Below are 25,600 nucleotides of genomic sequence, written 5' to 3'. Positions count from 1 at the left end.
GCTGACCGGCTGCCCTTCTTGCGGGAGTGGCCGATCAGGCTGTGCGGCCGACGCTTCACCATGGGTACCGTTCCCGAGCTGTCGAAGGGCAGGACAAACGCTGTTCCGGGTCGCTGTCCGCGAGGCCACTCTGTGCGTAATGTCCGTAATTTCACTCTAGTACGTGCAGAGCGAGTGGGCTCCCGCGTTTTGGTCCCGCCAGGCGCAGGCGCGGAGCACATCGGCTCGACATGCTGGGAGCGCTAGGAAGCCTCCGCGTACACGTCGCCAGAAATGGCGGAATCCGGAGCAGAGCAGCGCTACCGGTCGGTGGCCCTGCTCGGGACGTTCGGTCCGGGTGCGAGAGCCCGGAGGGCGCGGCCCTGTGCGGAGGTCTTCTCCATCGGTGAACAACAGCGAACCGGGAGTCGGCGCAAGCCGCAGCACCGGGAGGAGTTCCTCATGGCCAGGGCAGTGGGCATAGACCTCGGCACCACCAACTCGGTGATCGCCGCATGGGAGGGCGGCGAGCCCTCCGTGGTTCCCAATACCGAGGGCAACCGCACGACACCGTCGGTGGTCGCCTTCACCGACACAGGGGAGCGCATCGTGGGCCAGATGGCCCGGCGCCAGGCGATCCTCAACCCCAAGGGAACCATCTACTCGGCCAAGCGATTCATAGGCCGGCACTTCGACGAGATCTCCGACGAGGCGAAAGCGGTGGCGTACGACGTCGTCGAGGGCGACGGCGGGGCTGCCCGCTTCGAAGTGCGCGACAAGCTGTACGCGCCGGAGGAGATCAGCGCACAGGTGCTGCGCAAACTCGCCGACGACGCCTCCAAGCAGCTGGGCGAGCGTGTCACGGAGGCGGTCATCACCGTCCCCGCCTACTTCAACGACGCCCAGCGAACCGCCACCAAGGATGCCGGCCGCATCGCGGGGCTGGAGGTGCTGCGGATCATCAACGAGCCGACGGCGGCCGCTCTCGCGTACGGCATGGACAAGAAGGAGCACGAGACCGTCCTCGTCTTCGACCTGGGCGGCGGCACCTTCGACGTGAGCATCCTCGACGTCGGCGACGGCGTGGTGGAGGTGCGTTCCACGGCCGGGGACAGCCACCTGGGCGGCGACGACTTCGACCGGCGCCTGGTGGACCATCTCGCGGACGGCTTCCAGAAGGAGAACGGCATCGACCTGCGGAATGACCCGCAGGCGCTGCAACGACTGTTCGAGGCCGCGGAGAAGGCCAAGACCGAGCTCAGTTCTGTGACGCAGACGCAGGTCAGCCTGCCGTTCATCACAGCCGACGCCTCGGGCCCCAAACACCTCACCGACTCCGTCATGCGCTCAACGTTCGAACAGATCACCGGCGATCTCGTGGAACGGTGCCTGGACCCGGTCCGGCAGGCCATGGCCGATGCCAAGGTCGGTGAGAGCGACATCGACGAGGTCATCCTCGTGGGCGGCTCCACCCGGATACCGGCCGTCCAGTCCCTGGTCCGTCGGCTGACCGGCGGCAAGGACCCCAACATGAGCGTCAACCCCGACGAAGTCGTGGCCCTGGGCGCCGCGATTCAGGCCGGAGTGCTCAAGGGCGAGGTCAAGGACGTCCTGCTGCTCGACGTCACGCCCCTGTCCCTGGGCGTAGAAACGCGCGGCGGAGTCATGACGAAGATCATCGAGCGGAACACCACCATCCCGGTGCGGCGTACGGAGACGTTCTCCACCGCCGACGACAACCAACCGGCCGTTGATGTGGTGGTCCTCCAGGGTGAGCGCGAGCGTGCTGCCGACAACCGCGTGCTCGGCCGGTTCCAGCTCACCGACATCCGGCCGGCGCCGCGAGGCGAACCGCAGATCGAGGTCACCTTCGACATCGACGCCAACGGCATCCTCAATGTCACGGCGCGCGACGGGGACACCGGCAAGGAACAAGGCATCACCATCAGCGAGAGCTCCAACCTGGACCGCGGCGAGGTCGAGCGCATGGTGCAGGAGGCCGAGCGCAACCAGGGCCAGGACCGGGAGCTCCGCGAAGCCGTCGACGCCCGGAACGAGCTCGACGCTGTCGCGTACCAGGTCGAGAAGCGCCTGGCCGAACTGGGCGACGCGGCCCCCGCGCATGAGCGGGCACGTGCCGAGATGCTCATCTCCGATGCCCGGGCGGCAGTCAAGGAAGAGGCCGACGTGGAGCGCGTGCGGCCACTGGCATCCGAACTCCAGCAGATCCTCGCCGGGCTGGCTGCCCAGCCGGGTGCTGCCGCCCCGGGCGACCCGGGTCAGGGTGCTTCCGCCGATGCTCCCTCGAGCGGTGGCAGCGACGACGACGTCATCGACGCCGAGTTCGACAAGGGTTGAGGCCGGTATGCCCAGCCACCTCGAAGAATCCGACCCTGCCTCGTCGGCCCGGCAGGCTCCGGGCGACGCCGCAAGCCCTCCTGACGTGAAGCCGCATCACCCCCCTCAGTCTCCTGGGCCGCAAGAGACGGAGGACGAAGCGCGGCCAGACGCGCCCGGCCCCGCATCCGCGGCAGACGAGCACGCGGCCGCGGTGCGGGAGCTGGAGGACCGCTGGCGGCGCGCCCTCGCCGATCTCGACAACCTGCGCAAGCGTCATGCGAGGGAGTTGGAGCGGGAGCGAATGGTCGAGCGTTCGCGTACGGCCTCCGCCTTCCTGCCCGTCCTGGACAACCTCGAACTCGCCCTGTCCCACGCCGACGCCGACTCAGGTGCGGTCGTGGAGGGCGTCCGGGCAGTCCGCGACCAAGCGGTGGGCATCCTCGAACAGCTCGGCTACCCGCGGCACGCGGAGACCGGAGTGGTCTTCGACCCGGCCCACCACGAGGTCGTCAGCGTGGTCGATGACCCCGACATCGAGCCCGGCACCGTCGTGCAGGTGCTGCGCCCGGGCTACGGCGACGGCGATCGGCAGCTCAGGCCCGCCGCCGTGACTGTCGCGAAGCGGGAGTGACCGGCCATGGCACGGGACTTCTACGAAGTGCTGGGAGTGTCGCGGACCGCGAGCCAGGACGAGATCCAACAGGCCTACCGCAAGCTCGCCCGCAGACACCATCCCGACGTCAACAAGGACCCGTCGGCCGAGGAACGCTTCAAAGACCTCAACGAGGCGTACAGCGTTCTGTCCGATCCGAAGACCCGGGCACGTTACGACCGCTTCGGCGAGGACTTCCGCAAGATCCCCGAAGACTACGACGAACGGGTCGCTGCCGGAGCGGGCGGCGGATTCCGTACCCGACGGACCACAGGCGCCGGCGGCCCCCGCGCCCGGTACACCACCGGCTTCGGCGAGGACTTCTCGGCCGAGGATGTGAACATCGAGGACCTGCTCGGGTCCCTCTTCGGCGCAGGTGCCGGCTCCGCGGGCATACCGGGAGCCGACCAGGAGGCCGAACTGCCACTCACCGTCGAAGAGGCGTACAAGGGTGGCCGCCGTACCGTCGCACTTGCCGGGCCCTCCGGTGAGCCGCAGAGCTACGAGGTCGAAGTCCCGCCGGGCGTCACCGACGGGCAGCGCATCCGGCTGGCAGGGGAAGGCGGGCGGGGCAGCGGTGCCGCACCCGCAGGCGACCTGCACCTTCGGGTGCGCATCCGGTCCCATCCCCAGTTCCGGCTGGACGGCCGCGATGTCCATGTGCAGGTCCCGGTCTCGCCGTGGGAGGCGGCCCTGGGCACGACCGTGCCGGTGCCCACCCCTGGCGGCGGTACGGCCAAGGTCACCGTGCCCGCCGGATCGTCCAGCGGCCGACGGCTGCGGTTGCGCGGCGAGGGCATGCCGAACCCGCGTGGTGCGCACGGCGACCTGTACGCCGAACTCCGCATCATGGTGCCGCCCACCCTGGGTGACCGGGAGCGTGAGCTGTTCGAGGAGCTCGCCGCGACCTCCTCGTTCGACCCCAGGAGGACCCGATGACCGATCGACCCACGGGAGCGGCGGGTACCGCCCGGTCCGGTCCCGGCGACCGACCGAGCCAGCCCGTCGGCCACGCCGCCACGGCTCCGGCGACTGTCCGCTATGCGCTCGTCCCCGTCCCAGGCCTTTCCCTGGAGGCCGTTGCCCGCCGATCGCGTCTCCATCCGGAACTGGTCCGCCGGTTCGTCGCCCTCGGGCTTGTCGACGCCGAACGCGATGCGGTCGGCCGCCTGGTCTTCGACCGCGACGCCCCAGCGGTACTTGCCCGCGTCCAGCGGCTGCGCTCCGGACTCTGCCTCAATTACGCATCCATCGGACTGGTGCTGGACCTGCTCGACCGCATCAGCCTGCTCGAAACCGCCCTGCGCGGCCGCGGCACGAGGAGTGATACACCCCCATGGACATGAACCGTCTCACACAGAAGTCCCAGGAAGCCCTCCAGGAGGCCCAGTCCGTGGCCGGCCGCATGGGGCATACCGAAGTGGACGGAGAACACCTGCTGCTCGCACTCGTCGATCAGGAGGACGGTCTGATCCCACGTCTGCTGCAGCAGGCCGGAAGCGATCCGGCGGAACTGCGCACGGCCGTGCGCGAGGAGATCTCCCGCCGCCCGAAAGTCACCGGCTCCGGTGCGGCACCCGGCCAGGTTTTCGTCACTCAGCGCCTTGCCGGCCTGCTGGACGCCGCCGAACGGGAGGCCAAACGACTCAAGGACGAGTACGTGTCCGTGGAGCACCTCCTGCTCGCCCTGGCCGAAGAGGGGGCATCAACAGCCGCTGGACGTCTGCTCAACCAGGCGGGGATCACCAGGGACTCGTTCCTGGGCGCACTCACCCAGGTCCGCGGCAATCAGCGGGTCACCTCCGCCAACCCCGAAGTGGCCTACGAGGCGCTGGAGAAGTACGGTCGCGATCTCGTGGCCGAGGCCAAGGAGGGCAGGCTCGACCCGGTCATCGGCCGGGACGCGGAGATCCGCCGCGTCACCCAGATCCTGAGCCGGAAGTCCAAGAACAACCCGGTTCTCATCGGAGACCCCGGTGTCGGCAAGACCGCCATCATCGAGGGCCTCGCCCAGCGCATCGTCCGCGGCGACGTCCCCGAGGGACTCCGCGACAAGATCGTGTTCGCCCTCGACATGGGATCCCTGGTCGCCGGCGCCAAGTACCGAGGCGAGTTCGAGGAACGCCTCAAGGCCGTGCTCAGCGAGGTCAAGGCCGCACAGGGCGGCATCCTGCTCTTCGTCGACGAACTGCACACCGTCGTCGGTGCGGGCGCCGCCGAAGGGGCCATGGACGCGGGGAACATGCTCAAGCCGATGCTTGCCCGCGGCGAACTGCACATGATCGGCGCCACCACCCTCGACGAGTACCGCAAACACATCGAAAAGGACGCCGCGCTGGAACGACGGTTCCAGCAGGTCCTGGTCGACGAGCCCAGCGTCGAGGACACCATCTCCATTCTGCGTGGGTTGCGTGAGCGCCTGGAGGTCTTCCACGGCGTCAAGATCCAGGACACCGCACTGGTCTCCGCCGCCACCCTCAGCCACCGCTACATCACCGATCGATTCCTGCCCGACAAGGCCATCGACCTCGTCGACGAGGCCTGCGCCCGGCTGCGTACCGAGATCGACTCCATGCCTGCCGAACTCGACGAGATCACCCGCCGCGTCACCCGCCTGGAGATCGAGGAAGCCGCCCTCTCCAAGGAATCCGACCCAGCGAGCCAAGCCCGCCTGGAGGAGCTGCGCAAGGAACTGGCCGACCTGCGCGGTGAGGCCGACGCGAAGCACGCTCAGTGGGAGGCCGAACGGCAGGCGATCCGGCGGGTGCAGGAACTGCGCAAGGACCTGGAGCAGGTCCGCCACGACGCGGAGGAGGCCGAACGGGCCTACGACCTCAACCGTGCCGCCGAGCTGCGGTACGGCCGCCTCCAGGACCTGGAGCGCCGACTCGCAGCGGAGGAGGAGCAGCTGGCCACCCGGCAGGGACAGAACCGTCTGCTGCGCGAGGTGGTCACCGAAGAGGAGATCGCGGAGATCGTCGCCGCCTGGACCGGTATCCCGGTCGCCCGCCTGCAGGAAGGCGAACGCGACAAGCTGCTGCGCCTCGACGAGATCCTCCGCGAGCGCGTCGTCGGCCAGGACGAGGCCGTCAAGCTCGTCGCCGACGCCATCATCCGCGCCCGCTCCGGCATTCGCGACCCTCGCCGGCCCATCGGTTCCTTCATCTTCCTCGGCCCCACCGGCGTCGGGAAGACCGAGCTGACCAAGACTCTCGCCCGGGCGCTGTTCGACTCCGAGGACAACATGGTCCGCCTCGACATGAGTGAGTACCAGGAGCGGCACACCGTCAGCCGGCTCATGGGCGCACCGCCCGGATACGTCGGCTACGAGGAAGGCGGCCAGCTCACCGAGGCCGTACGCCGCAAGCCGTACTCGGTCGTGCTGTTCGACGAGATCGAGAAGGCACACAGCGACGTCTTCAACACCCTGCTGCAGATCCTCGACGACGGCCGCATCACCGATGCGCAGGGCCGCACCGTCGACTTCCGCAACACCGTGATCATCATGACGTCCAACATCGGCTCCGAGCACCTCCTCGACGGCGCCACCGTGGAGGGCGAGATCAAACCCGAGGCCCGCGCCCTGGTGATGGGCGAGCTGCGTGGGCACTTCCGCCCGGAGTTCCTCAACCGCGTCGACGACATCGTGTTGTTCAGGCCGTTGGGCGAGCGTCAGATCGAGCGGATCGTTGAGCTGCAGTTCGACGAACTGCGGCAGCGGCTGGCGGAGCGCCGCATCGACGTGGAGCTCACCGATGCAGCGCGAAAGGTGATCTCCCACCAGGGCTACGACCCGGTGTACGGGGCCAGGCCGCTGCGACGGTACATCTCCCACGAGGTGGAGACGCTGGTCGGACGAGCTCTGCTGCGGGGGGACGTCCAGGACGGCGCGACCATCCGTGTCGACGCCGAACACGGAGAGCTGCTGGTCACCTACGACCGGCCCGAAGAAGACCGGGAAGCGAGGGCAGCGTGAACACCACACGTACGACAACGGTGACCTGCCCGCACTGCGGGCGTGACAACCGCATTCCTGTCGCCGCCGAGGGACGCCCCACATGCGGCCACTGCAAGCAGCCGCTGCCCTGGGTCGTCGACGCGGGTGACGACGACTTCGCCGAAGTCGCCGACAACGCGGTCCAACCTGTCGTCGTGGATCTGTGGGCCACCTGGTGCGGCCCCTGTCGCATGGTCAGCCCCGCCCTCGAACAGGTAGCCCGCGACCTCGCCGGACGGATCAAGCTCGTCAAGGTCGACATCGACCAGAACCCGGGAGTCAGTCAGCGGTTCGAGGTGCAGGCAGTGCCCACGCTGCTCGTCCAGGACCACGGGGAGACGGTCGCCCGACAGGCCGGTGCGGCACCGGCCCACGCCCTGCGGCAGTGGATCGAACAAGCCCTGGAAGACCGGCGGACCACTGCGAGTCATTGAGTGCGCCCGGTTACCACGGGGGTCCCCGAACCCCGGGGTAGCGCAGTACACGAGAGGAGAACGTCATGACCACGATCCCGGATCCGCACCTCGCAATGGTGCGACCAGTCATACCGCGCACCCCGCAGGGTTGTGAGGAGTGCCTGAAGGTGCACTCCCCGTGGGTGCACCTTCGCCTCTGTCTCACCTGCGGGCACGTCGGTTGTTGCGATTCCTCACCCCTCAAACACGCTCGGGGACACGCCGGCGGTGCCGGGCACCCCATCGTGCAGTCCTTCCAACCGGGAGAGGACTGGCGCTGGTGCTACGTTCACGAGGCTCTGGTCTGATGAGCACGGCGCAGCACGAGAATGGTGCGGTCCGTGAGACACCGGACCGGTACGGAGCGTTCCCCCGCCTGACACCGGAACAGCTTCAGAACCTGACCGCGCACGGCGAGCGCCGAAGGACCACGGAAGGCGAGGTGCTGTACCGGGAGGGAGAGCCGTTCCGGGAGTTCCTGGCGATCCTCGGCGGCACCGTCGAGATCCTGCAGGACCACGGTGGCCCGGAGGAGCGCACGGTGGCACGGCACGGGTCCGGCCGGTTCCTGGGTGAGCTGGGGATGCTGGAAGGGCAGGCCGCCTTCGACACCGCGGTGGTCCGCGAGGCCGGCGAGATCCTCGCCGTGCCGGTGGAGCGCCAGCGCACCTTGATCGGCCGCGACCCCGTACTCGGTGACCTGATCCTCCGGGCCTACCTGGGCCGCCGGTATCTCCTCATCGGCCTCGGCGCGGGTTTCCGCATCCTGGGATCGTGCTACTCACGGGACACGAGGCGGCTGCGGGAGTTCGCCGCCCGCAACCGGCTCCCCCACCGCTGGCTGGATCTGGAGAGGGACAAGGAAGCTGAGGCGCTGCTGCGCCGGTTCTCCGTCCGCCCGGAAGAAACTCCGGTCGTCCTGTGGAAAGGCGAGCGAGTTCTCCGCAATCCGAGCAACGCCGAACTCGCGGCCCTCATCGGACTGACCGCCCCCTCGGAGCGGGTCTCCCAGTGCGATGTGATGGTGGTCGGCGCGGGCCCCGCGGGACTCGCCGCAGCTGTGTACGGCGCATCCGACGGCCTGACCACGATCTCCGTGGACGCCGTTGCCACGGGAGGCCAGGCAGGCACTTCCTCCCGCATCGAGAACTACCTCGGCTTCCCCTCCGGCATCTCCGGAGGCGAGCTCGCCGAACGCGCGGTGCTCCAGGCCCACAAATTCGGCGCCCGTCTCATGGTGCCGGCCCAGGCCGACCGACTCGTCCCGCAGGACGACGAGTACGTGGTCTCCTTCACGGACGGGTCCCACGTCCGGGCGGGCGCCGTGGTGCTCGCCTCGGGTGTCCGGTACCGCAGGCTCGAGGTGCCCGGCATCGAGCGGCTTGAGGGCATCAGCGTCTACTACGCGGCGACCGTGCACGAGGCGAGTCTCTGCGAGGCGGACCCGGTCGCGGTGGTCGGCGGGGGCAACTCCGCGGGCCAGGCGGCGCTGTTCCTGGCCCAACACGCTTCCGGAGTCCACCTCCTCGTCCGGGGCGGCGACCTCAACGCGGACATGTCCCGTTACCTGGTGGACCAGGTCGAACGTCATCCGAGGATCGAGGTGCTCCTCAACACCGAAGTCCGGGGCGTCTCCGGGAAGGACAAACTGGAGTTGCTGAGCGTCGAGGACAACACCCGCGGTGAGCGCCGCCCGCTGCGGGCCGCCGCGCTGTTCGTGTTCATCGGGGCCCGCCCGCGCACCGAGTGGCTGCGGGGAGCCCTCGCCCTGGACGAGAAGGGCTTCGTCCTGACGGGGGCTGACGCCCAGGCTGCTGCCGACGCGACCCGGTGGGACTCACTCGGCCGTGCTCCCTTGCTGCTGGAGACCAGCCTTCCCGGGGTCTTCGCAGCCGGGGATGTGAGGAACGGCTCGGTCAAACGAGTTGTCTCGGCCGCCGGTGAAGGCGCCATGGCGATCCGCCTCGTGCACGAGCACCGGGAGAATGCCGGCAACCTCGTCCGCGGCGGCACCACAGGTCCGGAGCGGCCTCGACCGGAGGCGGACCGGTCCCCGCCTCGGCGCTGATCCTTGGATCCTCAGAGTCGGAAAGGAAACCGCTCGCCGACTCCCGTCGCGCGGTTCCCTGCGCGATCAGGTACTCAGGAAGGGTGGACATGGACGCGATCGACCCCTTCGTGCAGGTCCGGGGTGCCAGTGAGAACAACCTGCGGAACATCGATGTCGATCTTCCGCGGGACGCGATGGTCGCCTTCACGGGTGTCTCCGGGTCCGGCAAGTCCTCGCTCGCGTTCGGCACGCTCTACGCCGAGGCGCAGCGGCGCTACTTCGAGTCCGTGGCACCGTACGTCCGGAGGCTGTTGCAGCAGGTCGGTGCGCCGCACGTGCAGGAAATCACCGGACTGCCACCGGCTGTGGCCCTGCAACAGCGCCGTGGGGCTCCCAGTTCGCGCTCAACGGTCGGCACCATCACCACACTGTCCAATCTGCTGCGCATGCTGTACTCCCGCGCCGGCACCTATCCGCCCGGGGCCGCGCGGCTGGACGCCGAGTCGTTCTCACCGAACACCGCGGCCGGGGCCTGCCCGGAGTGCCACGGACTGGGCGTTGTCCACGATGTCGCCGAGGACCTCCTTGTCCCGGACCTCTCGCTGAGTATCCGCGAGGGGGCGATCGCCGCTTGGCCGGGCGCCTGGCAGGGGGCCAACCTGCGCAGCATCGTCAATGGCCTGGGGATCGACATCGACCGACCGTGGCGCAGGCTGAAGAAGAAGGACCGGGACTGGTTGCTCTACACGGACGAACAGCCCTCCGTCTACATCGAGCCGGAGGAGGACCGCGTCGACTACGGCTACCAGGGCAAGTTCTGGAGCGCCCGCAAGCACATCATGCACGTCCTTGCCGACTCCAAGAGCGAGAAGATGCGCGAACGGGCGCTCCGGTTCGTCAGAAGCGTGCCCTGCCCCGAGTGCCACGGCAGCGGACTGCGTCCCGAGGCGCTCGCCGTGACCTTCGCCGGACGGTCCATCGCCGAAGTCAACGCGATGCCGCTCACCGAGGTCGCGGCGCTGCTGCGGCCCGTCGCACGGCGGCCCGAGGCCGACGCCACCACTTCAACCGCCCGGTCCGGGGAAACGACCGAGGTCGCGGTCCGGATCTGCGGCGATCTGGTCGCGCGGGTGGCCGTACTGCTCGACCTGGGCCTGGGATATCTCAGCCTCGGGCGCCGCTCGACGACCCTGTCGCCCGGCGAGGCGCAACGCCTACGGATCGCCACACAACTGCGCTCGGGGCTGTTCGGCGTCGTGTACGTCCTCGACGAACCCTCCGCGGGCCTGCACCCGGCTGACGCGGAACCGCTGCTGGACGTGCTGGAGCGCCTCAAGGCAGCGGGCAACTCTCTGTTCGTCGTGGAGCACGACATGGACGTCGTACGGCGGGCCGACTGGGTGGTCGACATCGGCCCCGGCGCCGGTGAGGGCGGCGGGCGCGTGCTGTACAGCGGCCCCGTCGCCGGTCTTGAGCAGGTGGAGGAGTCGGCCACGAGCCGGTATCTGTTCGGGCGCGCCGAGCCACTCGAACACCGGCCGCGCACACCGCACGGCTGGCTGCACCTGAGCGGCGTGTCCCGCCACAATCTGCGTGACATGTCCGTGGACGTACCGCTGTGCGTACTGACGGCGGTGACGGGTGTGTCCGGTTCCGGAAAGTCGACGCTGGTCACGCAGGTGCTCGCCGAGGTCGTCCGGGATCACCTCGGACTAACCCCCGAGGAGACGGACGAGGCGCGACTGGAGGTCGACGTCCAGGACGCGTCGGGCGTCGAGTCGTTCGACCGGCTGGTCCGGGTCGACCAACGGCCCATCGGGCGTACTCCCCGGTCCAATCTGGCCACGTACACGGGGATGTTCGACGCGGTGCGCAAGCTGTACGCGTCGACCGATGTGGCCAGGGCGCGCGGCTACACGGCCGGCAGGTTCTCCTTCAACGTGCCCGAGGGCCGGTGCGAGACCTGCCAGGGCGAAGGGTTCGTCGCGGTGGAACTGCTGTTCCTGCCCGGTACCTACGCACCCTGCCCGACCTGCCAGGGCGCCCGGTACAACGCCGAAACACTGGAAGTCACCTACCGCGGCAAGAACATCGCGGACGTACTGGCGATGTCCGTCGACGACGCCGCCGAGTTCCTTTCCGCCGTACCGGCCGCCGCCCGCAGTCTGGATACGTTGCGCGAGGTGGGCCTGGGGTACCTGCGGTTGGGGCAGCCCGCAACGGAGCTCAGCGGCGGTGAGGCCCAACGCATCAAACTGGCCACCGAACTGCAACGCGCCCGCCGTGGCCACGCGCTCTACCTGCTCGACGAACCGACGGCGGGCCTGCACCCCTCGGACATCGCACTGCTGCTGCGGCAGCTGCACCGGCTCGTCGACGCGGGCAACACGGTCGTCCTCGTCGAGCACGACCTGGACACGATCGTCACGGCCGACTGGGTCATCGACCTCGGGCCGGGCGGCGGCGACACCGGCGGGCGGGTGGTCGCGGCGGGCCCGCCGGCCAAGGTCGCGAAGGCCCGCCGCAGCGCCACCGCGCCCTATCTAGCGGCCCGGCTCGCGCGCTCCTGACGATGGTCCGAGAGGGCTGATCACCCGTCACGGATAGCAGGCCCCGTAGGGGGCAGAACGACGGAAATCCGGCCGCTCCGCCCGTACCGCCCGGCCGGGGCCAGCGTGTCATCGCGTGGCCGACGCCACGCCGGAGGCATTCTGTGGGCATTTGCGGTCGCGGGGACGGACAACGAGAAGGATGCAGTCATGCAAGCGTCGTCGCAGGTCGTCACGGTGGTCGTTCTCCTCGCGGACCCGGACGCGCCGACCGTGGTCGCGAAGCGCCTGGCACGGACCCTTCCCGCCCGGCTCGCCGAGAAGTCCGGCCGGCAGAGACGGTTCGCTGTCGAGGTGGTCAGCAGACCCTTCACCGCGGACGCCGAGGACCCGTCCACGTTGATGCGCCGGATCGTGGAGGACGGAAGTGCGGAGAGCTGGGACATCGTCGTGGCCCTCACCGACCTTCCGCTGCACTCGCACAGGCGAAGGCTTGTCGTGGATCTGAGCCACGAACACGGGACGGCGTTGCTGTCCCTTCCGTCCCTGGGGGGCTGGCGGTTGCAGGGAAAGGCACGGCGGGTCGTGGAAGAAGCCGTGCTCAGCCTGGCCGGGTCGCGGTCCCTCGGAGGTGAACGAGCTGCCTGTAACCGACCGCCGCTCGGCCCCTTCGCCGGTCTCCTCGCGCCCATCCGCCCGGGCACTGTCGACGAGGAGGAGCTCGCCGATCTGCGCTACGTCGCCGACGGCCCGCGCGGCTACCTCAAATTGCTCGTCGGCATGGTCCGCGCCAACCGGCCGTGGCGGCTGGTCCCGGGGCTGTCCAAAGCCCTGGCCGCCGCACTCGCCACGGGAGCCATCGCCACGGTGGACGACACCGTCTGGAGCCTGGCCACCTCCCTGGGCACGCCACGCCTGATCGTCGCCACGGTCGGTTCCGTCGGGCTCATGATCGGCTGGCTGATCGTGGACGCGAACCTGTGGCATCGCACAACGGAAGGATCGCCGGAAGCGAGACAGCGATCGGTTCTCTACAACACGTCGACCCTGGTGACCGTGACCATCGGGGCGCTCGTCTGCTACGTCGGCCTGATGGCCGTCAGCTTCGTGTGGGCGCTCTTCGTACTCAACGGCCACGTGTTCGCCTCCGCGACCCGGCATCCGCTGAACGCGCAGAACTACTGCACGCTGTCATGGTTCGTGGCTTCGATTGCCACAGTGGGCGGCGCACTGGGGTCGGGGCTGGAGAGCGACGAGGCGATCCGAGCAGCGGCCTATTCGACGCGCGAACAGGAACGTCGACACATGCTCCAGGGCGAGCATGATGGCTAGCCGCAGGCACGATGCACACGCACCGGTGGCGACGGCACACGGCCTGCCCCGCCCCTCTCCTCGGCGATGATGAGATGAACATGATGGTGGCTCCGGCGATCCGGCCGACGCGAGCTGAAACGACCTTCCGGCTGGGCCCGCACCCATGACGTGGCCGAGGGCCTTGAGGGATGTCCTCCGATCCGGGCTCAGCATCGAGGAGACGCGCCTGGAGCCCCTGCTCGCTCTGCGCGCGGCCGCCGGCGTGGCGCTCCTCGTCGGGCCGGCGCTGTGGCTCGGCTCCCCCGCGTACGCCGCATCCGCGGCCCTCGGCGCCTTCTCCGCGGGCGGGGCCACCTTCCAGCGTGCCTGGCGCCCACGCAAGGTGATCGCGCTCGGCGCGGGCGCGGGGCTGGCGCTCAGCACCCTGGCGGGGTACCTGGCGGCGGGGCACCTCGTGACGTTCCTTCCGCTGCTGGCCCTCTGGGCCTTCGGGGCGGGGCTGGCGTGGGCCGTCGGATCGACCGCTGGGATCGTCGCGGCGACGACCGTCGGCAGCATGCTGGTGACCATCACCCTGCCCACGAGCGCCGGACGGGCCCTGGAGCACGCCGGGATCATCGCGCTCGGCGGAGTGGTGCAGGCAGTACTGATCCTGCTGTTCCCGGTCCGCCGATGGGGGGCGCATCGGGACGCGCTCGCCGACGCTCTGGCCGCCGTGGCGGACTATGCCCGTCGGCTCCGGCACGACCCGACGGCCGGGTTCGACCCCGAGCCCTTGATGACAGCCCGGGACGCGGCGGCGGTGACGCCCTCTCAGGCACGTACGCGCCCCGTCGCCCTGCACGGTCCGCGAGGAGTTGCCGAACGCATGGTGCCGGCCATTGCCGCGCTGGCCGACCCCGACATCGGCGCCCCTGCCGAGGGTCCCGGGCGGGACCGCGCGCGGGAACTACTCGACGCGGCCGCTGAGGTGTTGGATGCGGCCGCCCGGTCGATCCGGCGAGGCACCGCCGTCGAGGTGCCGCCCAGAACCTCGGAGCTCCTGCGAGAAGGCACGGAGCACGAGGTGCTCGACGGTCCGGCCAGGCAGGCCGCCGAAACGCTCAGGACACTGCTCTGCGAGGCTCTGGAGATCGCCGAGTGCGGCAACGCGCGCGGAAGGACGCCTGTGTACCACGGAGGCGCAGGCATCGATTTCCTCGAGCGCCCGACCATGTTCCGGCTTTTCCCGGTCGTCGCACGGGCGGTCCGCCGTGAGCTCCGACGCGACTCGCCCGTCCTCCGGCATGCCGTTCGGCTGGCGGCGGTGGCCACGCTCGGCTACCTCATCGCCGCACAGCTGCCCCTGGGGCACGGCTACTGGGCGCCCATCGCCTCGGTCATGGTGATGCGCCCGGACTTCCACCGGACGTACGCGCGCGCGGTCGCTCGTCTCGCCGGGACTCTGGTGGGTGTCGTGCTCGCCACCGGAGCCGTTGAAGCCCTGGGCCCGGATGCCCGTCTCTTCGGTGCGCTGGCGGTGGTCTCGGCGGGCCTCTCGTACACCCTGACCCGTACGGGTTACGCCTACTCCCAGTGCTTCACCGCCGCCTACGTCGTCTTCTTGCTCGGCATGGGCGGCCAGGCATGGGAACAGACGGTTCCGGAGCGGATGATCCTCACTCTCCTCGGTGGAGCACTGGCCATGCTGGCCTACGCGGTCTTTCCCGCGTGGGAGACGCCCCGGCTACGGGAGCGGCTGGCGGACTGGCTTGCCGCCAACGGCCGCCATGCGGCGGCCGTGCTCCGCCACTTCGCCGAACCGACCACGGCCCGCCGGGCCGACATGCGCAGCGCCCAACTGGCGAGCAGAAGAGCCCGCACGGCCTGGCAGGAGGCATACGACCGGGCACTACGGGAACCGGTCCGCCCCAGGGGCCTGACCGCGCAAGAGGCGAAGGACGCTGAGAAGGCGCTCGAAGGTTTCGGCAGAGCAGCAACGCTCATGGAGGGCCGCGTCCCGCACGACGAGAACCCGTCCGCTCCCGAGTTGGAGGAGTTGGCCGAAGCTATGGAATCGGACACGGAGCAGGCGGCAGCCGCTGTGCGCGAGAGCAGGGACCCGAACTGGGCACGCGTGGAGAAGGCCCTCCGCGCATGGGGAAGAGCCGGTGTCCGGAGCCCAGCGCTACGGGGAGAGGCAGCTCTGCAGAAGCATGCCTTGGAAGAGCTTGCGACAGCGGTGAGCCGCACGCCCTTGGAGCGCGATGTCAGCTCTTTGCGCGAGGACCAGCGAGTGCGCGAAGCGGTGGAGTCTCAAGGCGATGGTCCGGAAGCCGGGCACCGGGATGGGTGACCGCTGCGCCGACCGAGCCTTGGTCTCGAGCGCATCGAGCTGCGTCGGCCGTGTATTTCCGCCGACCCGACCCGACCTGAACTTCGCCGGGTGCGCGGGTACCGCGGCCGCTTTTGCGATACCCGGCTCACGTCGTTGGACCGGTCGGTCGCCGGCCGGGGCGCGCCTCCGCCCCGTCCGGCCTTGGATGCTTCCGTGGTTACAGGGTGCGGGTCAGGTGCTCGGTGAGCAGTCGGGTGAAGCGGGCCGGATCGGGCAGGTCCCCTCCTTCGGCGAGCAGCGCGCTGCCGTAGATCAGCTCGGCGATCTCCGTCAAGGCGGTGTCGTCGGCGTTGGTTTCGTGCGCGGTGCGCAGGCTGGTGATCAGAGGGTGTGCGGGGTTGAGTTCCAGGATCCTCCTGGTAGTGGGCATCTGCTGGCCCATGGCCCGGTACATCTTCTCCAGGGTGGGCGTCACGTCGTGGGCGTCACCAACGATGCAGGCTGCCGAGGTGGTCAGGCGGGATGACAGGCGGACCTGCTTGACGTGGTCGGACAGGGCGGTGCTCAGCCAGGTCAGCAGTCCGGCCAAGTCCTGCTCGCGCTGGGCCCTGTGGGTGTCGGTTTCCCCCTCTCCGTCGGAGGTTCCGTCGAGGTCGATCTGACCCTTCGCGATGGACTGCAGACGATGGCCGTCGAAAGCGGGGACCTGGTCGACCCATACCTCGTCGATGGGGTCGGTGAAGATGAGCACCTCGAAGCCCTTTGCGGCGAAGGCTTCCATGTGCGGGGAGTTCTCCACCATGGCGCGGGTCTCCCCGGTCAGGTAGTAAATGGTGTCCTGGCCGTCCTTCATGCGCTCGACGTACTGGCGCAGTGTGGTGGTCCGCTCCGGGTCGTTGGTGGAAGCGGCCGACACCAGCTCCAGCAGGGTCTCGGTGTTGTCCGTGTCCTCGAGCAGGCCCTCCTTCAACGCCCGGCCGAACTGGGCCCAGACCTTCGTGTAGCGCTCGGCGTCCTTGGCCTGCATGTCCTTCACTGCTGCGAGGACCTTCTTGACCAGGCGTCGGCGTACGCCTTGGATCTGGCGGTCGTGCTGGAGGAGCTCGCGGGAGACGTTCAGCGACAGGTCGTGGGCGTCCACGACACCCTTGACGAAGCGCAGGTAGTTGGGCATGAGCGCTTCGCAGTCGTCCATGATGAACACGCGCTTGACATAGAGCTGCACGCCGGACTTGGACTCGCGGGAGTACAGGTCGAGGGGGGCCTGTGAGGGGATGAACAGCAGCGCTTCGTATTCGAAGGTGCCTTCGGCGCGCATGTGGATCGTCTCGGCCGGGGGCAGCCAGTCGTGGCTGATCTGCTGGTAGAACTCGTTGTACTCGTCCTCGGTCACCTCGCTGCGGGACCGGGCCCACAGCGCCTTCATCGAGTTGAGGGTGTCGAGTTCGGAGGTGGTTTCGCCGTCGGCGTCGGTCCGGTCGGGGGCCATGCGGATGGGCCAGCGGATGAAGTCCGAGTAGCGTTTGACGATCTGCCGGATCTTCGATTCGGAAAGGTAGTCGGCGAGTCCGTCCTCGCTGTCGGCGGGCTTGAGGTGCAGGGTGACCGAGGTGCCGACAGGGAGGCCCTCGTCCTCCTGGATGGTGTAGGAGCCCTCGCCGTCGGACTCCCACCGGGTACCGGAGTCGGTGCCGGCGCGACGCGTGCGCATGGTGACCTTGTCGGCGACCATGAAGGCCGAGTAGAAGCCGACACCGAACTGCCCGATCAGGCTCTCCGCGGTTACGGCGTCATTGGACTCCTTGATCTTTTGCAGGAGCCCGGCGGTGCCGGACTTGGCGATCGTGCCGATCAGCTCCACGAGGTCGTCGCGGGTCATGCCGATACCGTTGTCGCGGACGGTCAAAGTGCGGGCGTCCCTGTCGACCTCGAGCGAGATGTGCAGGTCACCGGCGTCGACTTCGGCGAGGCTGCCGGTCAGCGACTCCAGCCTCAGCTTGTCCAGGGCGTCGGAGGCGTTCGAGATCAGCTCGCGCAGGAAGATGTCTTTGTTCGAGTAGATGGAGTGGATCACCAGGCGGAGCAATTGGCGGGTCTCTGCCTGGAATTCGAGCGTCTCAACGCTGCTGGGCATGCAGGGTCCTTTCAGCGGAAGGTCGGATACGGATGGGACTCGGGCACGGGGCCGTCGTCGGGTGCTGCGCTGGCGGGAGGCCCCGCGGCGGATGGCGGCTCTGCGGGAGCGGGTCAGTCTTCGTCAGAGGCTGTCGTGATGCGCTGGGCTTCGAGGGCGTCCAGGGAGTCGACGAGACCGGAGTGGCGGGCGTCCAGATGAGGCCGCATGTCGGTCAGGGGTGCGATGAGTTCTGCGGCGTCACCGGAGCCCAGAGCGGTGTGCACAGCGGCCTGGGCCGAGCGGGCTTCGGGCGTGAGATGGGCAAGCGCGGTGATCTGTCCGGCGACACGGCGCAGGTCGGCTGAGTTGGCGCGGGCCCAGGTGGCGGCGGAGCGGTCGGCGGCGCGGCGCCGGCGGGTCGCCTGCACGCGCTGCTCTCCGGTGGCGCCCGCCGGGCCGGGCCGGCCGCGCAGGTAGCGGCGTTCGGCTGCTTGGCGGCTGGCCACGCCGAGGGGGTGGGCCAGGTCGGCCCAGCTGGCACCTGCGTGGCGGGCGGTCTCGATCAGACCGGTCTCCCAGCCGGCGAGCTGCTCGCGCACCTGCCGCAGCAGCATCAGGGAGGCCAGGGCCTGCTCAGGGCCGGGCACGGCGGCGTCGGGAGTGTCGTCATGGGCACCGCGCAAGGCTTCGTCCATGGCGGCCAGGGCTGACACGGCGGCCAGGAAGGATGCCGGGCTGTGGGCCTCGGTGCTGGTCGCGGGCGGCTGATCGGCTGCGGTCACGGACACCTCCTCGGAATGTCATCGACTGGATGACAGAACATTTGTCATCGCTTGGATGACATGCTACAACAGTGCCCGTGCAGCGCATTGGCAGCAACCGTTCGAACCTGCTGGAGGTGTTTCACGATGTTGATGCGCACTGACCCCTTCCGTGAACTGGACCGGATGGCACAGCAGTTGATGGGCCCGGGAACCTGGTCGAAGCCTTCGGTGATGCCGATGGACGCCTACCGCGAGGGTGACGAGTACGTGGTGGCTTTCGACATCCCCGGCGTCACCGCGGATGCGCTCGACATCGATGTCGAGCGGAACATGCTGACCGTCAAGGCCGAGCGACGGCCGACGGCCGAGGTCGACAACGTCAAGATGGAACTGTCGGAGCGACCGCTGGGCGTCTTCTCCCGCCAGATCGTGCTCGCCGACACCCTCGACACCGAGCGCATTCAGGCTGACTACGACGCCGGCGTTCTCACCCTGCGCATCCCGATCGCGGAGCGCGCCAAGCCCCGGAAGGTCTCCATCGGCGCCGGCTCCGGCCGCAAGAAGATGATTCCCGGCTGACCCAGCCTGCATCCGGTGCGGAGGGGGATCTCTGGTCCCCCTCCGCACCGCGAGGCAACCGACACCACCAACGGGTGGCGGCTGGTGACTTTGCGACGCGAAGTATGTGCCGGCGGTGCGACGAAACGGGTCGACACGACACAGCGCAGGAAACCGAGCGTGCGGTGCACCTCGCGCTCGCCGTGCTCTGCCCCCACGTGTCGACGGGGTACGCGCCCAGTTCGCGGCGCGCGTGGGCCGATCCACTCCTTCGAGGGATCGGCCCGCGCGGGCCGCCGCCGGGACAGGAGGGGCCACCGAGCAGATCGCGACGCGGCACCCCAGTGCCGCGCCATCCGCCTTCGCCGGCACGGCAGACGAAGACCTGACTGGGCAGATCCTGCTCCCTCTCAGGCCGCCCCCAGTCCATCTGATCAAAACGGAAGTGCCGCGTCCGGCGCTCCCATGACTCCTGAAAGGCATGCCCCGCAGTGATCACCGACGCGCGCGTACCTCTCACGCAACACCAGCCGAGCTCGAAGGCGTACGAGCAGATGCTGGAGAAGGTCCGATACGAAGGCGCCTACCCCACCCGTGAACGGGCGGAAGAAGTGGTCCGTGTGGTGCTCGCCGGGCTCGGACGTCAACTCACCGGCGCCGAACGCGTCGATCTGGCCCGCTGCCTGCCCGTAGAGGCAGCGCGTGTGCTGACCGCGCAGGTCCCCGACACCCGCCCACTGACCGGCAAGGACTTCATCCAAGACTTGGCCACCCGCTCCGGCGCCTCCCTGGCAACCACCCGGTGGGACACCGGCGCCGTCCTCGCCGACGTCGCAGCGCACGCCGGTGCCGACCTGACCAGCCGCATCCTCCACCAGCTCCCCAGCGGCTGGGCTCTGCTGTTCGGCCGAGCAGAACTCACCCCCGCCGCATAGCCGCCGAGACACACGCCCAGCGGACATCCCGAAGACCCGAAGCGGAAGACCACGAAGGCCCTGCTCCGTCCGGATACGAACCGAAGGAAGCAGGGCCTTGCGGCAAGCCGCCTCGCTCCTGCAGGTGGGCGGCGACGGCGTCACCACCAAGGGGCGCGGCAAGCGCCGTGGTGGTCAGGTCGGGCAACTCGGTGTCCGCCGCCTTCGGTCCACGGCGACCGGCGCCTGCATGGCCGCGATACAGGTGCCGGTCGCCGTGGCGGCGGCGGCCCTCAGCACGGCCGGGACCGCGCGTCAGCCCCTCTCAGCGGTCCCCGGCACGCAGTCGGCGGTGCGACGCGCGGGCGGCCCAGGCGACGGCGAGCAGCCCGACGGCCAGCAGCGGGTAGCCCATGATGATCTTCGCGGTGCCCAGCGTGCCGACCTCGTCGGCCTCGTAGAGGTACTGCTGGACGGCGAAACGGGCGGCGAAGATGACGGTGAGCACGATCGTGGCGATGGAGAAGTCGCGCCGCGAGCGCCGGTCCTCCTGCCAGGCCGTGCCCTTGCCGGTCATGGAGTTCCACAGAACGCCCGCCAGCGGGCGGCGCGCCAGGACGGAGATCCCGAAGACCAGGGCGGCGGCCAGGTTGGACCAGATGCCGATGAGGAAGTAGTCCTTGGCGGATCCGGTCCACCAGGAGATCCCTGCGGCGATGGCCACGCCGAAGACGCCGCCGACCGCGGGCATGATCGATTCCTTGCGGAGCAGGCGCTCCGCCGCGATCACCACGGAGAGGGCCAGGGCGGCGATGATCGCCGTCTTCAGCCCGCCGATGTTGTTGCCGATGACGAAGGCGAGGACCGGCAGAGCGGAGTAGATCAACCCGCGTACGCCGCCTGCTTGTTCCAGGGCGGAGGGCCGCTGCCGGGGAGCCTCCTCCGAGTGGTGCTGCGCTCCGGGCCCTGCGTCAGGACGAGACTCGGCCACGGACCGCCGATCGTCCGCTTCCGGGACAGGCAGTCCGCCGTCCAGCGGTTGCTGCGTCTGGTTGATCGCCACGGGGGACCTTCTTCCGGCTGTGGGGGACGTCGTGCGCCCCGTCGCGTCGCCGCGCGGACGGGTCCGGCGGGGGAACCGCCGTTCCGCGCGCGGTTGCGGGGGCGCTGTGGGTCAGCGTCTGTCCCGAAAGCCGGGCGTCATGCCGGAAGGTTCGGACCAGGTCGAAGCCGGGGTGCCGTCGTGCCCGATCGGGCGCGACGGCACCCCGGAATGATGCGAACAGAGGCCCGTTCAGGGCCCGTTCCGGATCGGGACAGCCGGCGGGATCCGGCCCGTTCCGTCGGCCGCGGGTCGCTCCGCCAGCCCGGTTCTCTCCGCGAGGCCCTCTGCCTACTCCTCGCCACCGGACAGGGCCGCGTCGACCGCCGCCAGGGCGTGCAGCCGGGCGGTGGGGAAGACCGGCACCGGGCTGTCCTCGGGGCCGATGAGCAGTTCGATCTCCGTGCAGCCGAGGATCACCCCCTCCGCGCCGTCCGCCACCAGGCCCCGGATGATCTCCCGGTACGCCTCACGGGATGCGGCACGCACCTCTCCCAGGCACAGTTCGCCGTAGATTACCTCGTGCACCAGGGCCCGGCCCGCCGCGTCCGGGACGCGTACGTCGAGCCCCCGGTCCCGGAGCCGGCCCCGGTAGAAGTCCTGCTCCATGGTGAACGCCGTGCCGAGCAGACCGACCTTCCGCACCCCCGCCGCGCGGACCGCGTCCGCCGTGGCGTCGGCGAGGTGCACCAGCGGCACCGAGACCGCCGACGCCACCGTGTCGGCCACCTTGTGCATGGTGTTAGTGCAGATCAGCACCATGTCGGCCCCGGCGCTCTGCACCGCACGGGCGGCGTCGGCCAGGACCTCACCGGCCTCCTCCCAGCGCCCCTCCGTCTGGAGCCGCTCGATCTCGGCGAAGTCGACCGAGTAGAGCACGCACCGCGCCGAGTGCAGCCCGCCCAGCCGGTCCCGGGTGTACTCGTTGATGAGCCGGTAGTACTCCGCCGTCGACTCCCAGCTCATGCCGCCGATGAGCCCGATCGTCCTCACTGCCGCGTCCCTCCTCGGTCCGTCGTTCCGTCATCGTCCCGTTCAATCGTGCGTTTTCCCTTGACGGAACATACCGGGGCGGCCAAGGGTGGCCCTCAACCCGTTGACAACGTTGTCCATTATGGCTTCATCGTACGGCCGTTCCCCCTGAGCCGTCCGACGACCGCCGCGCGCACCCCCAGAGGAGAACCACCGTGGGCCCCACCTCTCTTCCCCTCGGCCGCCGCCGACTGCTCCAGATCCTCGGCGCGTCCGGAGCCGTGGCCGCGCTGCCGCTCGGCGCGGGTTCGCCGTCGGCGGCCGCGTCCCCGCTCGCCGGGGCCGGCGGGAGCGGCGCGGAGGACGATGTCGCCGCCACGTACTACCGGGTCCTGCTGCGGCACACCCGCTGGTCCGAGACACAGTGGGACGAGGCCCGGGGCATCTACACGGACAAGTTCTTCGGGTTCGCGGTGGTCCTCGGCCATGCCGTGCTGCTGACACGTGGCAGCTACGACGCGGAGCTGGCGGGGGTGGACCGCAACACGCTCAAGCGGCGGACGCTGGCGACGGTGCGGCACTTCGCCGCCTCCAACCGGCTGACCGGCGGCACCCAGTGGGGCCGCACCCTGTTCTTCGACACCACGTTCCAGTCGTACTTCGTGCTGGCCGCCCGGCTGCTCTGGGACGAGCTGGACGAGCGGACCCGCTCCCTGGTGGACACCATCGTCCGGGAGCAGGCCGCGTACACGCATGCCCTGGGCACCGGCGACGACCCGGCCTCCGGGTCCTGGACGCCGAACGGGCTGACGGGCGGCCACGTCGGTGACACCAAGCTGGAGGAGATGGGCATCTACGCCCAGGCGCTGGCCCCCGCGCTGGCCTGGGCCCCGGACGACCGCCGACGCTCCGAGTGGGCGGCCGACTACGGCACTTGGTCGCGCAACGAGGCCGGACTGCCGGAGGCCGACCTCGCCAACCCGGCCCGCGTGGACGGCGTGCCGGTGGCCCGGAACACCGCCCGGAACGTCTATGACACGTTCATCGTCGAGAACCACGGCTCCTTCGGCCCGCACTACCAGGCGGAGCTGTGGCGGACCTCGGGGCGCAACGCGGCGCACTTCCTGGCGGCAGGGGAGCCACTGCCCGAGGTACTGACCCGGCAGCCGAACGCCGGGCCGCTGTGGCGGACCCTGCTGGGGGTGATGTCGGACGCGGGTGAGCCGCTGATGCCGATGGTCAACGACCGTGAACACCTCTACGGCCGGGACGTGATCCCGCTGGCGTTCCTGTCCCGGGTGATGGGCGACCGGGCGGCGGCCCGCGCGGAAGTGGAGCTGGCGGCGCGGCTGGAGGCGTACCAGGCGTACCCGCCGGAGCACCGGCTGGCGAAGTTCTCCGGTGAGCCGAAGTACGAGCCGGAGGCCCGCGCCGAACTGGCCATCAGCTACCTGCTGCACGTGTGGCCCGGGGCGGGCCGGCCCGCCGTGCCGCTGTCGCAGCGGGAGCTGTTCGCGTACGCCTCCGGGGTGACGGACTTCGGGGAGGGGCCCGGCCTGGTGTCGCACCAGTCCCCCGCCGCCTGGGCCGGTGTGGTGTCCAAGCCGAAGTTCGTGAAGTTCGCCTGGCAGCCGGGCCACGACGACTGGCTGTTCCGGATCAGCGGCGCCACGCCGATGTTCCTGCCGTCCACGGGCGTGGAGGTCACCGGCCGCTCGGTGCGCACGCACACCCGGCTGCGCGACGGCTTCGACGGGAGCGCGACGCTGCTGCGGCTGAAGGACGGCTTCGCGGGCTTCACCACGCTGCCCAGCGGCGCGGTGGTCCACGCCGCCGAAGGACCGGACACCGCGGGCGGCCGGCTGGAGGTGCACAACCTCACCATGCCGGGCGTGGCGGGCCTGGACGGCGAGCGGACGTACCGCTTCGCCGAGGGGTCGGCCACGGTCGCGTCCCGGGACTCCTCCGGTGGCTCGACGGGCCGCGTCGACGAGCTGTCGTTCGACCGTACGACGGTCCGGCACCTGCGGGTCCAGGGCGTGACGCCCGATCCGGCGTACGGCTACTCGCTGTTCGCCGCGGAGGCGCGGGACGGGGCCGACGGGCCCGACCTCGCGCGCGGTGGCCGGGCCACCGCGTCCTCGTCCGCACCGGGCAGGGGTCCGGAGCTGGCCGTGGACGGGGACGGCACGACCCGCTGGGCTGTCTCCGCCGCCGACCGGCCGCGCCCCGACAGCTGGCTCGCCGTGGACCTCGGGGAGCCCCGCGCCCTGGACCGGGTCACCCTGCGCTGGGAGAGCGCGGCGGGCCGGAGCTACCTGGTGCAGGGCTCGGACGACGGGGAGAGGTGGACGGACCTGGCGAGCGGCCCCGTACCGGCGCTGCGCAGCGAGGGCGGCTGGCTGGACGTGGACGGCCGTGCGGGTCTGGTCGTACGCGGCGTGCGCGGTCCGCTGGCGGTGTACGGGGACACGATCGTCCTGGCGGAGGGCGGCGGTACGGGCCCGCTGCTCGTGGAGGGCCACTGCGGGGTGTCAGCCGACGGCCTGCGCGAACTCGTGCGCCGGCCGGTGCCCACGGCCGGGGACGAGAAGGTGCGGGCGGCGGTGACAGACGGTCACCTGAGCCTGTTCAACTTGTCGGACCGGGCGGCGCGTACCCCGGTCACCCTGGTGCAGGAGGGCCGCCGCCGGGAGGTCTACGAGGGCGAGCAGGTGGTGACCCGGGACGGCCTGCGGTACGAGGCGCGGCTGGAGGCGGCTTCGGCGCTGCTGCTGCCGCCCCGGTTCACGCTGGTCCCGCTGTCGGGCCGGTCGCTGCCGAACGGGCTGTGGGTGGAGGTCGTGGACGCCGCCACGGTGCGCCTGACCGGGCCGGTCTGCCGGGTGCGGGTCGAGGCACAGGGGCGCAGCACGGTGGCGGTGGTGCGGCCGGGCCGGGGCATCGAGGTCACGGTGCGCGGGGCGCAGGCCTATCCGACGACGGACCTCGCCCTGGGCCGAGCCGTCTTCCCGAACGCGCCGCTGCCGACGGGGATGTCGGAGCCCTCGGCAGCCGTCGACGGCGACCCGGACACGGTGTGGCGGCCGGGACGCGACGGCCGCCTGGTCGTGGACCTCGGGGCGCGGCGGGCGGTGGGCCGGGTGGAGGCCGAGTGGTCGGCCGGGCGGGTCCCGGGCCTGTCCGTGGAGTTCAGCGACGACGGGATCAGCTACCGCCGGGCGGGCGCGCTCACCGGTCATGGCCGGGTGCGGAGTCTGCGGGCCACGGGCTCCCCGCGTTATGTGGCGCTGCGGGTGTCGGGCACCCCGGAGGAGCGCGGTGGTCTCGTGCGGCTGTCAGTCCGCTGACGGACCGGCTTCACCGAGCACCGCAGCCGGCCGATCGCCCTTCCGTGAGCGTTCTGAACAAATCCCGACATCAGGAGTGCTCAGAGGTGACGGCTTTTGTCACAAGGGTTGACATGGGCATTGGTATGAACCAATCTCCTGCACCAGGTCGGTGGCCACCGATGTCCCCCT

Annotated in this window: 18 protein-coding genes; 14 read left to right on the top strand and 4 right to left on the bottom strand. The window is 70.0% G+C overall.

Going from position 1 to position 25,600, the window contains the following annotated elements; translation table 11 throughout:
* The first annotated feature begins 441 nt into the window (after positions 1-441).
* The 11 genes from dnaK to WQO_RS32725 all read left to right on the top strand — a co-directional run bounded on the left by dnaK (position 442) and on the right by WQO_RS32725 (position 15,671).
* Positions 442-2,337 carry a molecular chaperone DnaK gene (dnaK, locus tag WQO_RS32770; RefSeq protein ID WP_010059246.1) on the top strand — a complete coding sequence of 632 codons (1,896 nt, stop codon included), beginning with the start codon at positions 442-444 and terminating at the stop codon, positions 2,335-2,337.
* Positions 2,338-2,344: 7 nt separating this feature from the next.
* Complete coding sequence (locus tag WQO_RS32765; RefSeq protein WP_029182161.1) at positions 2,345-2,950, top strand: nucleotide exchange factor GrpE; 606 nt, start codon at positions 2,345-2,347, stop codon at positions 2,948-2,950.
* 6 nt (positions 2,951-2,956) lie between these two features.
* Positions 2,957-3,910, top strand: coding sequence for a DnaJ C-terminal domain-containing protein (locus WQO_RS32760; protein WP_010059243.1), 954 nt, complete (start codon positions 2,957-2,959; stop codon positions 3,908-3,910).
* On the top strand, positions 3,907-4,317 hold the full coding sequence (locus WQO_RS32755; protein ID WP_010059242.1) for a chaperone modulator CbpM: 411 nt from the start codon (positions 3,907-3,909) through the stop codon (positions 4,315-4,317). Before WQO_RS32760 ends, WQO_RS32755 begins: the two co-directional genes overlap by 4 nt.
* The gene (gene clpB, locus WQO_RS32750) at positions 4,308-6,947 is read left to right on the top strand and encodes an ATP-dependent chaperone ClpB (RefSeq protein ID WP_010059241.1); all 2,640 of its coding nucleotides are present in this window, start codon (positions 4,308-4,310) and stop codon (positions 6,945-6,947) included. The genes WQO_RS32755 and clpB overlap by 10 nt, the downstream gene beginning before the upstream one ends.
* Positions 6,944-7,402 carry a thioredoxin gene (trxA, locus tag WQO_RS32745; RefSeq protein ID WP_010059240.1) on the top strand — a complete coding sequence of 153 codons (459 nt, stop codon included), beginning with the start codon at positions 6,944-6,946 and terminating at the stop codon, positions 7,400-7,402. The genes clpB and trxA overlap by 4 nt, the downstream gene beginning before the upstream one ends.
* A 65-nt stretch (positions 7,403-7,467) precedes the next feature.
* A complete protein-coding gene (locus tag WQO_RS35440) occupies positions 7,468-7,731 on the top strand; it encodes a UBP-type zinc finger domain-containing protein (protein ID WP_010059239.1) in 264 nt (87 codons plus the stop codon).
* Positions 7,731-9,491, top strand: a complete 1,761-nt coding sequence (locus tag WQO_RS32740; RefSeq protein ID WP_010059238.1) for an FAD-dependent oxidoreductase — start codon at positions 7,731-7,733, stop codon at positions 9,489-9,491. Before WQO_RS35440 ends, WQO_RS32740 begins: the two co-directional genes overlap by 1 nt.
* A gap of 89 nt (positions 9,492-9,580) precedes the next feature.
* On the top strand, positions 9,581-12,043 hold the full coding sequence (gene uvrA / locus WQO_RS32735; RefSeq protein ID WP_010059237.1) for an excinuclease ABC subunit UvrA: 2,463 nt from the start codon (positions 9,581-9,583) through the stop codon (positions 12,041-12,043).
* A gap of 189 nt (positions 12,044-12,232) precedes the next feature.
* Positions 12,233-13,354, top strand: a complete 1,122-nt coding sequence (locus WQO_RS32730; protein WP_010059236.1) for a hypothetical protein — start codon at positions 12,233-12,235, stop codon at positions 13,352-13,354.
* Between the two features lie 145 nt (positions 13,355-13,499).
* Positions 13,500-15,671 carry an FUSC family protein gene (locus tag WQO_RS32725; protein WP_010059234.1) on the top strand — a complete coding sequence of 724 codons (2,172 nt, stop codon included), beginning with the start codon at positions 13,500-13,502 and terminating at the stop codon, positions 15,669-15,671.
* Between the two features lie 199 nt (positions 15,672-15,870).
* Here WQO_RS32725 and htpG read toward each other — a convergent pair whose 3' ends face one another.
* Together htpG and WQO_RS32715 are read right to left on the bottom strand one after the other, a co-directional pair.
* Complete coding sequence (htpG, locus tag WQO_RS32720; RefSeq protein ID WP_010059232.1) at positions 15,871-17,787, bottom strand: molecular chaperone HtpG; 1,917 nt, start codon at positions 17,785-17,787, stop codon at positions 15,871-15,873.
* A 113-nt stretch (positions 17,788-17,900) separates the two neighbouring features.
* On the bottom strand, positions 17,901-18,551 hold the full coding sequence (locus WQO_RS32715; protein WP_010059230.1) for a hypothetical protein: 651 nt from the start codon (positions 18,549-18,551) through the stop codon (positions 17,901-17,903).
* Positions 18,552-18,677: 126 nt separating this feature from the next.
* Here WQO_RS32715 and WQO_RS32710 point away from each other — a divergent pair, with 126 nt between their 5' ends.
* Entirely contained in the window at positions 18,678-19,112 is a 435-nt protein-coding gene (locus WQO_RS32710) for an Hsp20/alpha crystallin family protein (RefSeq protein ID WP_010059227.1), read from the top strand.
* A 470-nt stretch (positions 19,113-19,582) separates the two neighbouring features.
* Positions 19,583-20,026 (top strand): DUF2267 domain-containing protein, encoded by a 444-nt coding sequence (locus WQO_RS32705; protein WP_010059226.1) that lies wholly within the window; start codon positions 19,583-19,585, stop codon positions 20,024-20,026.
* A 304-nt stretch (positions 20,027-20,330) separates the two neighbouring features.
* Here WQO_RS32705 and WQO_RS32700 read toward each other — a convergent pair whose 3' ends face one another.
* Together WQO_RS32700 and WQO_RS32695 are read right to left on the bottom strand one after the other, a co-directional pair.
* Positions 20,331-20,996 (bottom strand): DUF3159 domain-containing protein, encoded by a 666-nt coding sequence (locus WQO_RS32700; protein ID WP_029182159.1) that lies wholly within the window; start codon positions 20,994-20,996, stop codon positions 20,331-20,333.
* A 402-nt stretch (positions 20,997-21,398) separates the two neighbouring features.
* On the bottom strand, positions 21,399-22,100 hold the full coding sequence (locus WQO_RS32695; protein ID WP_010059223.1) for an aspartate/glutamate racemase family protein: 702 nt from the start codon (positions 22,098-22,100) through the stop codon (positions 21,399-21,401).
* Between the two features lie 194 nt (positions 22,101-22,294).
* Between WQO_RS32695 and WQO_RS32690 the strand changes: the two genes are divergently transcribed.
* Entirely contained in the window at positions 22,295-25,429 is a 3,135-nt protein-coding gene (locus WQO_RS32690) for a discoidin domain-containing protein (protein WP_010059222.1), read from the top strand.
* Positions 25,430-25,600: the final 171 nt, after the last annotated feature.

It is taken from the genome of Streptomyces globisporus C-1027 (assembly GCF_000261345.2).
Lineage (GTDB): Bacteria > Actinomycetota > Actinomycetes > Streptomycetales > Streptomycetaceae > Streptomyces > Streptomyces pakalii.
This window is presented reverse-complemented; position numbering and strand designations above follow the sequence as displayed.